Raw genomic sequence first — 13,072 nt, 5'->3', positions numbered from 1 at the left:
TTTAATCCACCCCCAAGCCCTTGAGCCACTCCAGTATACCAGCAACGGCCGCGTCGGTTTGACCCGGCGACATCAACCGCCCTGCGATAACGTGTGAAGACGGATCGTCATCCGGCTCCATCGTAACCAGCTTGACCGTTGCCGGAGCGCCCCAGGCCTCAGCCACTTTGTGCGTCCGGTCCGGCCGCACAACCTGATCATCATCCGAAAACCAGAACAAAGCGGGTATCAGGGCCACAGAGAAATCCAGCGCATAGACCGTATCCACCAGCACGGACATCGGCACGACGGCTTCCCACGGGTAGACCGACGTCCAGTACTTGTTCTTCTCTGGGTCCGGCCCTGACACATCGCGTTCTGGCCCCATGAGAACGGGTAACCAGATTCTTGCCCAAGGTAAGGAAGGTACCCACGCCGCGACGGTATTCACACCAAAGTTCGGCGAGACAAAGACCATGCCAACCAAGTCCAGGCTGAGGTCAACATCCAACGCAGCGGCCGCCGCCAGTGTTCCTCCGGTCGAGGTGGAAATGACGATCACCTTCTCTCCGACCGCACGCGCCGCTGCCAGCCCTTCGGCCATGTCCTGCATCCAGCCCGAGGCAGTACCCTCGGCCATCGCCGGCCCATCCCGACCGTGACCTTGCAACCGCGTGAAAACCAGATTGGCCCCCAAAGCGTCAGCCACCAGATCAGGCACGGGGCGGATTTCCTCAGAACTTGCTGAAAAACCGTGGATGTACAGAACAGAATACGGCGTGCGCTGTTCCTTGAACCCGTCCTGCCAGACCACGCGCTTTTCGACACCCGGAACGATATCATCATAGGCGGACTCGGTGCTTTCAAAATAAACCTGAACACCTTCACCAAATTTCCGGGAATCAAAAGTCGGGTGCAGGTTCACTTCCTCGCGCGGGCCGAACCAGTAGACCAGGCCGCCGAGAACAACCAGCGCCAGAAGAGCGCGCCCCAGAATCCAACCAAAGCGCCGCATCAGGCTTCTCCCAACACGTCAAGAACCGCGGTCTCGATCAGGCCCAGGCACTTCTCGTCCGAGAAGCGATGATCAGCCCCCTTGACCAACAACAGCCGCATGTCGGGACCCGCAGCATGTTCCAGCAGCCGCACGGCTGTTTCGGTCGAAACCGCCGTGTCTGCGGTGCCTTGCAGGAAACGAACCGGGAACGGCAGATCCAGAGCGCCCCGCAGAACCAAATTCTGACGTCCGTCTTCGATCATGCGCTTGGTGATTATATAGGGTTCCATATAGTCGGACGGCAACTCGACATGGCCGACAGTGTTCAACGCGGCTTTTTGTTCGTCGCTGAAAGACGCCCAATACCCGTCCTCGGTGAAATCCGGTGCAGCAGCAATTGTGACCATGCCGGCAATTCGTTCGGGCATGGCCCTGGCCAGTAGCAATGCCTGCCACCCCCCCATCGACGAGCCAACCACAATCAATGGTCCGTCCGTCAATGCAATTACTGCGGCCAATGTGTCCTGATGCCAGTGACCAATAGAGCCATCCGTGAACGCACCCGAGCTTTCGCCGTGGCCGGAATAATCGAACCGCAAGAACGATTGCCCCCGCGCCTGCGCCCAAACTTCCAGATGCACGGCCTTGGTGCCTTCCATGTCCGATTTGAGCCCACCCAGAAAAACGATGGTCGGCCCTGACCCTTCGCTTTTGTGATAAGCCAGTCGCCGCCCCTGAGCCGTTTCCAGAAATTCCGTCGCTGCCATGAAATCCTCTTTCTCTTTGGGGAACATCATGCACGGCAGCTCGATGGTCGCAATTCCTGAATTCGATGTCTCGTTGCGTCAGCCAAAGCACCCTGCAGCACTTGACAGAAATTGCTGCACCTGCCACATCAGCCGAACACACATAACCCGCAACCGGGCGTTCAGTGGGCGCCAAACCGACGAGGAGAGCCGATATGGCCCTGGATTCTCAATCCGTCTCTCTCACCTTTCCCGATGGCAATGCACGTTCCTTCGACGCAGGCGTCACGCCCGCACAGGTGGCTGCCGATATCTCAACCTCGCTGGCCAAAAAGGCCATCTCGGCCACCGTGAATGGCAAGCACTGGGACCTGCAATGGCCTATCGAATCCGACGCGCAGATCGCCATCCACACCATGAAGGATGAAGTTCAGGCCAATGAACTGATCCGCCACGATCTGGCCCATATCATGGCCCGCGCAGTTCAGGAAATCTGGCCCGCGACCAAGGTCACTATCGGCCCCGTTATCGAAAACGGCTGGTATTATGACTTCGACCGTGAAGAGCCGTTCACGCCGGAAGATCTGGGCCTCATCGAGAAAAAGATGAAAGAGATCATCAACAAGCGTGATCCCGTCACCACCGAGGTCTGGGACCGCGAGCGCGCGATCGAGTTCTACAAAGCCAATAACGAGCCCTACAAGGTCGAACTGATCGAAGCCATTCCCGGCGACGAGCCGCTGCGCATGTACTGGCACGGCCACTGGCAGGATCTGTGCCGTGGACCGCACCTGCAACACACCGGCCAGGTTCCGGGGGATGCGTTCAAGCTGATGTCCATCGCCGGCGCCTATTGGCGTGGCGACAGCGAACGCGCGATGTTGCAGCGTATCTATGGCGTGGCCTTCACCGGCAAGGAAAAGCTGAAAGCGCACCTGCATATGCTGGAAGAGGCCGCCAAGCGCGACCATCGCAAGCTGGGCCGCGAAATGGACCTGTTCCACATGCAGGAAGAGGCGCCCGGTCAGATTTTCTGGCACCCCAACGGCTGGACGATCTACACTCAGTTGCAGGACTACATGCGCCGCCAGCAGCGCAACAGCGGCTATGTCGAAGTCAACACGCCACAGGTTGTGGACCGTAAACTGTGGGAAGCATCGGGCCATTGGGACAAGTATCAGGAGAACATGTTCATCGTCGAAGTGGACGAGGAGCACGCGCGCGAAAAGGCGATCAACGCGCTCAAGCCGATGAACTGCCCCTGCCATGTGCAGATCTTCAATCAGGGCCTGAAATCCTATCGCGACCTGCCGCTGCGTATGGCTGAGTTTGGCTCGTGCAACCGCTATGAGCCGTCAGGTGCGCTGCACGGTATCATGCGTGTGCGCGGCTTCACCCAGGACGATGGGCACATCTTCTGCACCGAAGACCAGATCGAGTCTGAAACCGCAGAGTTCATCCGGTTCCTGTCCCGGATCTACAAGGACTTGGGATTCGAAAACTTCTCGGTCAAATTCTCGGATCGCCCTGAGAAACGATCTGGGTCGGATGAAGTCTGGGACAAGGCCGAAGCCGCGTTGCTCAGCGCGACACGTGCTGCCGGGATCGAGCCGGAGCTCAACCCCGGCGAAGGCGCCTTTTACGGCCCCAAGCTGGAGTTTGTTCTGACCGACGCGATCGGTCGCGATTGGCAATGCGGTACGCACCAGGTTGATTTCGTGCTGCCAGAGCGTCTGGACGCCACCTATATCGGCGCTGACGGCGGTAAACACCGTCCCGTTATGCTGCATCGTGCAACCTTGGGTTCGTTCGAACGTTTCATCGGTATCCTGATCGAAGAACACGCAGGCAAGCTGCCGTTTTGGCTTGCCCCGCGTCAGGTCGTGGTCGCGTCTATTACCTCTGAGGCGGATGACTATGTCGCCGAAGTAATCGAAACCCTGCGCGCAGCTGGTGTTCGGGCCGAAGCCGACATTCGCAACGAAAAGATCAACTACAAGGTTCGTGAACATTCGGTCGGCAAGGTTCCGGTCATTCTGGCCGTCGGCCATCGCGAAGTCGACGACCGCACTGTCAGTGTCCGGCGTCTGGGTGAAAAACAGACGCAGGTACAACCGCTTGACGTTGTAACAAACGAGCTGTCGCAGGCAGCCACCGCACCGGATTTGCTGTAACAATCGGCAGGAAATCGCAAGAAATCTGGCCCCCGATTTGGGGCCAGATTGAAACATTTCCCCCTTTTTCAATCAAAAACAATGCGTTACGCTGCAAGAGGGCACACCGCCCCCTGACGTGCTTGTGAGACACGGGCTCGTGAATTCAACTCTGTCTACCAAGCCACTACCTTTGTCATTGTCACAAGCAGACATACCCAGTCATCAAGAGGATTACCGAGATGTCGAACACAGCTAAGTCCCTGGTTATCGCAACCGCAGTCGCAGCCGCCGTATCGGGCGCCGCAACCACTGCATCCGCTCAGGCAAAAGAAAAATGCTATGGCGTATCGCTGGCCGGTCAGAACGACTGCGCCGCTGGCCCTGGCACCACCTGCGCGGGCACCTCGACCGTTGATTATCAGGGCAACGCATGGACCCTGGTCGATGCAGGCACCTGCGCGGATATCGAACTGCCCGCACAGGCCGACGGCGCACCGCGCAAAGGCTCGCTGGAAGCTCAGGATCGCGACCTGCCGGCATAAGAAGCGCCTGACGAATTCAGGGGGCGGGCACCATCGCCCGCCCCTTCCCTTTCGTGATCAAGGAACTGGCCCATGTTGGATGATGCCCACAGGTCGAACCGCCTGCCCGCAGCTCCGGGCGTAGGTTACAAGCCGCAACACTTCGCTCAGGTACTTGAACACGCGCAGCCCGTCGCATGGCTGGAAATTCATGCGGAGAACTATATGGGCGATGGCGGGCGACCTCTGGCGCAGCTGCGCCATCTTTCCGAACAATTCCCGATCTCGGTCCATGGTGTTGGCCTGTCCATTGGCGGCGAAGGCGCACTGGACCCTGATCATCTGGCCCGGCTGAAACAACTGGTGGGTTGGCTGAACCCCGCCAGCTTTTCCGAACACCTGGCCTGGTCCACCCATGACACCCATTTCTACAACGACCTGCTGCCCTTGCCCTATACCGACGCAACTCTGACACGTGTTTGCGATCATATCGATCAGGTGCAGGATACTGTCGGGCGGCAGATGCTGTTGGAAAACCCCTCAAGCTATTTGGCTTTTGAAGAAAGCGCCTGGTCAGAGCCCGACTTTCTGCGCGAAATTGCACGTCGTACCGGATGTGGCTTGTTGCTGGATGTCAATAACGTCTTTGTCTCTGCCACCAATCTGGATTTCTCTCCTCAGGGTTACATCGATGCCTATCCACTGGAAAAAGTGGGGGAAATTCACCTTGGCGGTCATGACGAGGATGAAGACGATCACGGCCACCCGCTGCTGATCGACAGCCACGGGCGTGAAGTCGTCGATCCGGTCTGGGCGTTGTTGGATTATGTGCTGGAACGGACGGGGCCGAAGCCCGTCCTGGTCGAGTGGGACACCGACGTACCGGACTGGCCCGTTTTGCGAGAAGAGGCCGTTCGCGCGCAGACCGCCCTGGAACGGATCCCGGCATGAGCGTTTCGCAATCCGAATTTCGCGCAGCCATGATGGATGCGTCAGCCCCTGTCCCCGAAGGTTTGCTGGACGCCCAGGCGCAGCCAGCCGGTCGTCGGTTCAGCGTCTATCGCAACAATATCGCCGTGTCCTTGACCGAGGCGATGCATCAGGCGTTTCCAGTCATCACCAAGTTGCTGGGCTCTGGGAATATGGATGGGCTGGCCGGGATATTTCTGCGCCAGCACCCGCCATCTTCACCGCTGATGATGTTCTACGGTGAAGCCTTTCCCGAATTTCTGGCTGGAATGCAGCAGCTATCGCATCTTGGTTACTTGCCGGATGTGGCGCGGATGGAACTTGCCTTGCGCAAGTCGTACCACGCCGCCGACAGCCAACCTGCCCCGGCAGAAGCTCTGGCCGTAGACCCCGAACAGGTCATGCGGGCCCGGTTGCGATTTGCCCCTGCCATGCGGGTGATACGTTCAGACTGGCCTATTCACGCGATCTGGCGCTTCAACACCGACGCCGACGCACCGAAACCGGTTGCACGAGCGGAGGATGTGTTGATCACACGCCCGGAATTCGACCCGGTTGCCCAGCTGCTGCCCGCTGGCGGAGCAGACTGGATAACCCACATACAAGGTGGCGACATGATCGGCGAAGCGTTTGAGAAAACCGCGGCGACGCAACCTGAATTTGACCTTGGAACCACTCTGGCACTGCTTCTACAGGGCGGTGCACTAACTTCTGTGACTATCGAAAGGCTGGAGACATGACTGCCCTGATCTCACTTCACAACAACGTTCTGGGAAAGGTGGACCTTGCGTCCAACTGGCTTACACCAACGCTGGCGCGGCTGGTCTTTGTCGCTGTCCTTCTGGTCTATTACTGGAACTCGGCAATGCTGAAGATCGACGGTTCGATCTTTTCACCTTCGGCAGGTGCCTTCGGTCAGATTTTCCCCAAAGCAGCCGAAGCCGTACTTTATGACGTATCCCAAATGACATTCTTCCAACGTATCGTCATTTTCTTTGGCACGGTTGCAGAATTCGTCCTTCCTGCGCTGCTGCTTGTCGGTCTGTTCACCCGCCTGGCCGCCTTGGGTATGATCGGTTTCATCTGGGTGCAGACTCTGGTCGACGTTACTGGCCATGGCGTGAAACTGGGCAGCCTGTTCGAGGCAGCGCCATCCATTATGGATCAGCGCACGATGTGGACGTTCCTGATGCTGGTTATCGTGATCAACGGTGCGGGCCCCATCTCACTTGATCGGATCCTGCGTCTGAAATGACCTAGAAATGCGCTTTGGGCTGGTCCGGTTTACCCGCTGCCAGCCCAAGCACCCCGGCAACCCCGGCAAACGCAATCGGGAACATGGTGAAGACACCAAATCCGAATGCATAATACATCGCTCCCGCTGAAATGAGCAGCAAGATTCCGGCAAAAAGAGCACGCGCAGGCGCCATCGCCCCCCCGACAATGGCCAACAAAGGCGCAATGATCGACACGGCCTGAATCAGATCAGGGTTGTCTGCCTGCCTCAGAACTCCTTCTATCTCGCCGACGTGATCGATCACGACCACCTTCGCATATCCGAAAAACCCGACGATCATACCGATCAATCCGGCGATAACGCCCAAAATCATGGCGGCATTACGCATTGAACATCCTCACTTTTACTTGCAGGCACATAAGCATTCCTTAAGAAATACCAAGCTGCGTTCGTGTTTCGGCTGTCCAGCCCAGAAACAGATCTCCATCTTTCTCGATCAACGGTCGCTTCATCAGGGTGGGATGCTCTTTCAACAGTTCCAAAGGTGTTTTCGCGCGTTGGCTGTCATCCAACCCACGCCATGTTGTGGACCTTGTGTTGAGCAAAGCGTCGCCGAAGGCGGCAAGCGCTTGCGACAACACAGAGTCCGGCACGCCATCGCCGCGGACATCTACAAACTCTGCATCTGGAAACGTTTTCAATGCCTTGCGACAGGTGTCACAAGTCTTCAGTCCATAAAGGCGCATGTTTTTTACTGTTCCTGCATTTGATTGCATTTTGGGCAAACTTGCCAGTTTCAGGCAGTTATTCTTGATTTTTTACATCACCATGCAATGTTGAAAAAGGCGAAACATGTGAATTGGACTGTTCAGAAATAGCGATCCAGTCGGGTTTACGATGTCGCTCACCACAGCCCCCACCAATTTGTGGGACAATGCGTAAGTAGAAGGAGACACGGGACATGCCTACCGGCACCGTGAAATGGTTCAATACCACCAAAGGATATGGTTTTATTGCCCCTGATGAAGGGGGCAAAGATGTGTTTGTACATATCTCGGCCGTAGAACGGTCCGGCCTTACCGGACTCGCTGACAATCAGAAAGTCTCTTACGAGTTGGAGGACGGACGCGACGGTCGGCAAATGGCTTCTGATTTGAAGCCGTTGTAACGACATCCCCGCTGATTGCAGGGTGAATCAATTAAGGATGGCGGCCAATTTTCCGGCCGTCAGCCACCCCTCACCGGTCTCGTTCCATTGTTCTCACGCTGACTTCGCATCGGCGTGGCAGTATTGGTCTGTGTCCTTTTTCGCGGTGCTGGAAACCCCGTTCGCGTATGTCACGACCGCGGTCGAGCCCCCAAGCCGGATAGTCCAGACTTACGCAAACTGCCTGGGTTCGCGCACGCACGTTGCCACGCCTTCCGCTCAGAATTGCCGTTCTAGTTTCTGGAGCAAACGTGCGACAGTCCTCACCAAATCCAAGCAATGAGCAGTCAGCCTGCACATGCAATGCAAGCCCGGGCACACGTGAAATATTCGCAAGCTTGAGTAAAAGAGCCATGGAACCAGTGTTCCGATCCCATGACAATCCGGATAAACTACCGCTGTGCGAATTCAAGTTCTATTTGCGAATGATCTCTTCGAACTCGCGCCATTCTCGAGCCGTCATACCCGAGCTTTCCTGTGTGACATCCTCGCCCGCCAGCATGCGCCGCAGGCTTTCGACCATCTGAGCGGACAGGTTGACGGCACCAAGGCGGTAATCTTCGAAGGCCTTGTAGGCAAATGGTACCCAGTCGGCGACGATCTTGCACATCGCATCAGCGTAGACGCGGATTTCGTACTGAGCATGAGGGTCAGCGCGCAATCGCAGGAAGTGGAACAGGTTGTGAAGGTCGACCTTCCAGTACCACTGCGTATAGACGTTTGCGGGCAGGTTCATCCGCGCCAGTTCACGTGCCAGACCCTGCTGCCCGTCCTGACTGATCATCGCCTCGTAATTGTCGTAACACCGGGCACTGTCTGCTTTCAGGATGTCCAGGACACGTGCAGCCTCTTCCCCTTCCAGAGCCGAGCCACGGCCCTGATTGTTCACCTCTGATTGGGCGGCGACATGTTCGGGTGCGGGAATATAGAACTCACGATCCAGAATCGAATACCGCGCCGAATACTCATTTACATTGGCCGTGCGGTGCCGAATCCACTGCCGCGCCACGAAGACCGGCAGCTTTACATGCAGTTTGACCTCGCACATTTCGAAAGGGGTCGAATGCCAGTGCCGCATCAGATACCGGATCAGACCTTCGTCATTCTGAACTGATTTGGTTCCTTTGCCGTAAGACACACGTGCAGCCTGACAGATAGCGGCGTCATCGCCCATGTAGTCAATGACGCGAACAAAACCGTGATCCAGAACCTGATGCGCGGTATACAGGTGATCTTCCATTCCCGCTGAAACGACGCGACGAGTGGGATGCGATTGCGCACGTTGCGCTTCGATCTCGGCCTGTTGGTCAGCGGACAGCGGCATCAAATTTTCCTTTCTGGCAATGAGTCGCCCCCTACTATATCTCGCCAATCGCAACACCGGAACCGCGATATATGCCGCAACCCGCGCAATTTTCAATTCACCATACCCAGCGCTCTCGACACACTAGGTTGGCGCGCTAAGCTGTTTGCAAACTGAGTCGAAAAGGATGGCCAAATGGCGCTGACATATCTTCACACCATGGTCCGCGTGAAGGATCTGGAAAAATCCATGGCGTTTTATGAACTTCTGGGCCTGAAGGAGACACGCCGCTATGACAGTGAAGCCGGGCGCTTTTCACTGGTTTTCATGGCCCCTCCGGGACAAGAAGACGCTCCGATTGAACTGACCTACAATTGGGACGGTGATGACGACCTGCCCAGCGACAGCCGCCACTTCGGCCACCTCGCTTACGGCGTCGACAACATCTACGAGGTTTGCCGGCACCTTCAGGACAATGGTGTTACGATCAATCGACCTCCGCGTGACGGTCGTATGGCCTTTGTACGATCGCCCGACAATATCTCGATCGAGCTTCTGCAAAACGGCGATGCTCTGGAGCCCAAGGAACCTTGGACTAGCATGGAAAGCATCGGCCACTGGTGATCCGGTGGGTCATAACACTTGGGTTGGCCGTCCTGGCCAGCCCGATCAAGGCTGAACAATGTCGTCTGGCCCTTGCACTGGCGATGGACATTTCGGTTTCGGTCGATGAGGCCGAGGACATGCTGCAACGGCAGGGACTGGCCGCCGCGCTGATCGCACCCGACGTGCAAGAGGCCTTTTTCTCTTCTCCCATGCCGGTTGCCTTAGCTGTTTACGAATGGAGCGGACGTTCCACGCAGCATGTCATTTTGAATTGGTTGCTGATCGAAGATATTTCTGACCTGCTTTTCGCATCCGGTCAGATAAGTGATTCAGTACGATCGGATACCGGATCCGCGACCGCCATGGGCTATGCCCTTGCCTTCGGGTCCGCCTTGATGAATCAAGCACCCGAGTGCTTGTTTCAAACAATTGATCTGTCCGGGGATGGCTCCAACAACGATGGCTACGGGCCGCAGATAGCCTATCGGCACTTCCCCTTTCAGGACGTTGTGGTGAATGGTCTCGTGATCAACGCGGCTGATTTTGAAGGCGAACTCTATCTGATTCCCTTCTTTGAAAACAATGTCTTGCATGGTCCTGGCGCCTTTTTGGAAGTCGCTCAGGGGTTCGAGGATTTTGAACGGGCCATGCGAAAAAAGCTGAAACGGGAGTTGAGCGGTATGCAGATTGGTGCGCTCGATGAAGACTCACAATAACTCCGCGTCTGTTTGCTGCTGTCACGGGTCCGTTCCCAGGACCGGCATTTGAGCAAGGCCGCCAAGCCTGTGCATCAGTGCAGGACGGTTTTAATTCCGTCCGATGCACAGCCCCAGTCAGTAGATGTATCTGATCTGGTCCGTCCAATACCGCTCCACGCGGCGCAGCGACGTGGTGATGTCTTCGATACCTTCCAACTCCAACACTCCTCTGCTTTGCAATCCTTCGGCGTGACGCGCAAACAGGTCGGATACTATGTTGCGGATTTCCCTGCCTCTTGGCGTAAGACGAACGCGAACAGAGCGGCGATCTATCTCGCATCTCTGGTGGTGCATATACCCCATCTCAACCAGTTTCTTGAGGTTGTAGCTGACATTGCTGCCCTGATAGTAGCCGCGGCTCTTCAGCTCACCCGCCGTCACTTCATGATCGCCAATATTGAACAGCAGCAACGCCTGAACCGCGTTGATTTCCAGCACGCCAACGCGCTCGAATTCATCCTTGATGACGTCCAGCAGCAACCGGTGCAGCCGTTCCACCAGGGCCAGCGCCTCAAGATAGCTGGTCATGAACCCCTTGGCTCCCAGCCCAGAGACCTGCATTTCCATACTCATCCGACCCTCCGATTCAGTCGTGCTGTTTGAGACACGATGACCTGAAAGTCCGAAAAATCGGTTAAGCTGGTATTTTCTTATTTCTGAAAGGTCTGCGCGATGCTTGAAACCAAACTGGCAAACTGCGCCGGTGGCCGCACCTGACCAGTGACCCATTGATAGAGGTCCTGATCGTTTTCGTGCAGCAGCGCATCAAAAACATCGAGCCCGGCCGCATCCATATCAGCCAGATTGCGATCTGCATAAGCGGACAGGATAATGTCCATTTCTTTAATCCCGCGCCGCATGGATCGCATTTTCATTCGCTTGATGCGTACGTCCCGGGGTTCACTCAATTCTTCTGCTCCAGCATCAGGCGCATTTTCTTTTCCAGCCGCGCCGCACGTTCGGCACAAACCCGCATCTCGCCCCGAATGGCGCGCAGTTCAGCCACGGCGGTTGACAGTTCCATACCGCCTTCGCCCTCTCCCACCGGGGCATCCATGCCTTCCCCCTCGCCGGTCAGCAGCCACATGATCGAGACGTTGACCAGACCCGCCATCATCGACAATCGGTTCGCGCGCGGCTCGGACAGATCGTTTTCCCAATCGGCAATCGTCGTCTTCTTGACACCAAGTCGACGCGCCAACTCGGCCTGGGTCATTCCGGCCGCTTCGCGAGCGCCAGCCAAACGGTCCCCGAATGTCGCAGAGTCCGGTCCATACCAGTCTTTTTCTTCATTCACTCGGGTCTCCAATTCACATTGTCCATACGGCTTGATCGTCATTCCGACGCACCCTATGACAGTCGGGTTGAACATACAAACCGAGGCCATCCATGAGTTTCCTGTCTGCGACACTGTCACGCGTCAAACCCTCGCCCACAATCGCTATGACAGCCAAAGCCGCCGAGTTGAAAGCCGCCGGGCGCGACGTTATTGGCCTGAGCGCAGGTGAGCCGGATTTCGACACACCTCAGAACATCAAAGACGCTGCTGTTGCAGCGATTGCAGTGGGAAAAACCAAATATACTGCTCCAGACGGCATTCCTGAACTGAAGCAGGCGGTTTGCGCCAAGATGAAGCGCGATCATGGGCTTGAGTACATGCCCGCGCAGATCTCGGTTGGAACGGGCGGCAAGCAAACGCTGTACAACGCCTTGATGGCAACAATGAATGACGGTGACGAGGTTATTATTCCCGCGCCTTATTGGGTAAGCTACCCCGACATGGTTTTGCTGGCAGGTGGAACGCCGGTTGTTGTTGAAACGACGCTGGCCAACAACTTCAAACTGACGGCAGAACAACTGGAAGCCGCAATCACCCCCAGGACGAAATGGTTCATCTTCAACTCGCCTTCCAACCCGACAGGCGCAGGGTACAGCCGGGACGAGCTCAAGGCCCTCACCGATGTTCTGATGCGCCATCCGCATATCTGGATCATGTCGGACGACATGTACGAACACCTGGCCTATGACGGCTTTGAATTCTGCACGCCTGCCGAGGTCGAGCCCGGCCTGTATGACAGGACGCTCACCTGCAACGGTGTTTCGAAAGCCTATGCCATGACAGGCTGGCGCATCGGTTATGCGGCCGGTCCGGTCGAACTCATCTCTGCGATGCGCAAGATCCAGTCGCAATCCACCTCGAACCCCTGCTCGATCAGCCAGTGGGCGTCGGTGGAAGCGCTGAACGGAACACAGGATTTTCTGGCCCCGAACAATGAAACGTTCAAACGCCGCCGTGATCTGGTGGTGCGCATGTTGGACGAGATTGACGGAATAACCTGCCCGAAACCCGAGGGTGCGTTTTATGTCTACCCCTCAATCACTGGGCTGATTGGCAAAACAACACCCGCGGGAACCGTCATCGAAAACGATGAAGCCTTTGCCACTGCCCTGTTGGAAGAGGCGGATGTCGCCGTCGTGTTTGGCGCGGCCTTTGGCCTGTCACCCAACTTCCGGGTCAGCTATGCTACGTCCGATGCAGCCCTGACCGAAGCCTGCGGTCGTATACAGCGCTTTTGTGCATCTCTGAGGTGAA

General features: G+C 56.6%; 17 protein-coding genes. 9 read left to right on the top strand and 8 right to left on the bottom strand.

What is annotated here, in order from left to right; translation table 11 throughout:
* Window position 1: 1 nt before the first annotated feature.
* Both AC2FEB_RS04760 and AC2FEB_RS04755 read right to left on the bottom strand, forming a co-directional pair.
* Window positions 2–994, bottom strand: a complete 993-nt coding sequence (locus AC2FEB_RS04760) for an alpha/beta hydrolase (protein WP_496671541.1) — start codon at window positions 992–994, stop codon at window positions 2–4.
* A complete protein-coding gene (locus tag AC2FEB_RS04755; protein WP_496671651.1) occupies window positions 994–1,743 on the bottom strand; it encodes an alpha/beta fold hydrolase in 750 nt (249 codons plus the stop codon). The genes AC2FEB_RS04760 and AC2FEB_RS04755 overlap by 1 nt, the downstream gene beginning before the upstream one ends.
* A gap of 194 nt (window positions 1,744–1,937) precedes the next feature.
* On the opposite strand from AC2FEB_RS04755, the gene thrS reads away from it, so the two are divergent.
* From thrS to AC2FEB_RS04730, 5 genes are all read left to right on the top strand, one after another.
* Window positions 1,938–3,896 (top strand): threonine--tRNA ligase, encoded by a 1,959-nt coding sequence (thrS, locus tag AC2FEB_RS04750; RefSeq protein WP_496671544.1) that lies wholly within the window; start codon window positions 1,938–1,940, stop codon window positions 3,894–3,896.
* A gap of 221 nt (window positions 3,897–4,117) precedes the next feature.
* A complete protein-coding gene (locus AC2FEB_RS04745; RefSeq protein ID WP_117868525.1) occupies window positions 4,118–4,420 on the top strand; it encodes a BufA1 family periplasmic bufferin-type metallophore in 303 nt (100 codons plus the stop codon).
* 72 nt (window positions 4,421–4,492) lie between these two features.
* Window positions 4,493–5,350 carry an MNIO family bufferin maturase gene (gene bufB, locus AC2FEB_RS04740; protein WP_496671547.1) on the top strand — a complete coding sequence of 286 codons (858 nt, stop codon included), beginning with the start codon at window positions 4,493–4,495 and terminating at the stop codon, window positions 5,348–5,350.
* On the top strand, window positions 5,347–6,108 hold the full coding sequence (locus AC2FEB_RS04735) for an HvfC/BufC N-terminal domain-containing protein (protein ID WP_117868523.1): 762 nt from the start codon (window positions 5,347–5,349) through the stop codon (window positions 6,106–6,108). The genes bufB and AC2FEB_RS04735 overlap by 4 nt, the downstream gene beginning before the upstream one ends.
* Window positions 6,105–6,623, top strand: coding sequence for a DoxX family protein (locus AC2FEB_RS04730; protein WP_496671552.1), 519 nt, complete (start codon window positions 6,105–6,107; stop codon window positions 6,621–6,623). Before AC2FEB_RS04735 ends, AC2FEB_RS04730 begins: the two co-directional genes overlap by 4 nt.
* A 1-nt stretch (window position 6,624) precedes the next feature.
* Here the strand turns inward: AC2FEB_RS04730 and AC2FEB_RS04725 are convergent, their stop codons facing one another.
* Together AC2FEB_RS04725 and AC2FEB_RS04720 are read right to left on the bottom strand one after the other, a co-directional pair.
* Window positions 6,625–6,993: a hypothetical protein gene (locus AC2FEB_RS04725; RefSeq protein ID WP_117868521.1), complete on the bottom strand. Its 369-nt coding sequence runs from the start codon at window positions 6,991–6,993 to the stop codon at window positions 6,625–6,627.
* A 40-nt stretch (window positions 6,994–7,033) separates the two neighbouring features.
* On the bottom strand, window positions 7,034–7,351 hold the full coding sequence (locus tag AC2FEB_RS04720; protein WP_496671555.1) for an ArsC/Spx/MgsR family protein: 318 nt from the start codon (window positions 7,349–7,351) through the stop codon (window positions 7,034–7,036).
* A 215-nt stretch (window positions 7,352–7,566) separates the two neighbouring features.
* Here AC2FEB_RS04720 and AC2FEB_RS04715 point away from each other — a divergent pair, with 215 nt between their 5' ends.
* A complete protein-coding gene (locus tag AC2FEB_RS04715; RefSeq protein WP_010439113.1) occupies window positions 7,567–7,773 on the top strand; it encodes a cold-shock protein in 207 nt (68 codons plus the stop codon).
* A 454-nt stretch (window positions 7,774–8,227) separates the two neighbouring features.
* Here AC2FEB_RS04715 and thyX read toward each other — a convergent pair whose 3' ends face one another.
* Window positions 8,228–9,136 carry an FAD-dependent thymidylate synthase gene (gene thyX, locus AC2FEB_RS04710; RefSeq protein WP_496671559.1) on the bottom strand — a complete coding sequence of 303 codons (909 nt, stop codon included), beginning with the start codon at window positions 9,134–9,136 and terminating at the stop codon, window positions 8,228–8,230.
* A gap of 174 nt (window positions 9,137–9,310) precedes the next feature.
* Here thyX and AC2FEB_RS04705 point away from each other — a divergent pair, with 174 nt between their 5' ends.
* Window positions 9,311–9,739, top strand: a complete 429-nt coding sequence (locus AC2FEB_RS04705) for a VOC family protein (RefSeq protein WP_299894397.1) — start codon at window positions 9,311–9,313, stop codon at window positions 9,737–9,739.
* A complete protein-coding gene (locus AC2FEB_RS04700; RefSeq protein ID WP_496671562.1) occupies window positions 9,736–10,437 on the top strand; it encodes a DUF1194 domain-containing protein in 702 nt (233 codons plus the stop codon). Before AC2FEB_RS04705 ends, AC2FEB_RS04700 begins: the two co-directional genes overlap by 4 nt.
* A 117-nt stretch (window positions 10,438–10,554) precedes the next feature.
* Here AC2FEB_RS04700 and AC2FEB_RS04695 read toward each other — a convergent pair whose 3' ends face one another.
* From AC2FEB_RS04695 to AC2FEB_RS04685, 3 genes are all read right to left on the bottom strand, one after another.
* Window positions 10,555–11,052 (bottom strand): MarR family winged helix-turn-helix transcriptional regulator, encoded by a 498-nt coding sequence (locus tag AC2FEB_RS04695; protein WP_299894401.1) that lies wholly within the window; start codon window positions 11,050–11,052, stop codon window positions 10,555–10,557.
* A gap of 77 nt (window positions 11,053–11,129) precedes the next feature.
* Window positions 11,130–11,354, bottom strand: a complete 225-nt coding sequence (locus AC2FEB_RS04690; RefSeq protein WP_117868517.1) for a succinate dehydrogenase assembly factor 2 — start codon at window positions 11,352–11,354, stop codon at window positions 11,130–11,132.
* 29 nt (window positions 11,355–11,383) lie between these two features.
* Complete coding sequence (locus AC2FEB_RS04685) at window positions 11,384–11,776, bottom strand: helix-turn-helix domain-containing protein (RefSeq protein ID WP_117872654.1); 393 nt, start codon at window positions 11,774–11,776, stop codon at window positions 11,384–11,386.
* 92 nt (window positions 11,777–11,868) lie between these two features.
* Between AC2FEB_RS04685 and AC2FEB_RS04680 the strand changes: the two genes are divergently transcribed.
* Window positions 11,869–13,071: a pyridoxal phosphate-dependent aminotransferase gene (locus tag AC2FEB_RS04680; RefSeq protein ID WP_496671567.1), complete on the top strand. Its 1,203-nt coding sequence runs from the start codon at window positions 11,869–11,871 to the stop codon at window positions 13,069–13,071.
* The last annotated feature ends 1 nt before the right edge of the window (window position 13,072 follow it).

The organism is Ruegeria sp. YTSC106 (genome assembly GCF_059609765.1).
Note: the sequence above shows the minus strand (reverse complement) of the source record. Positions and strands in the feature narration are given on the sequence as shown.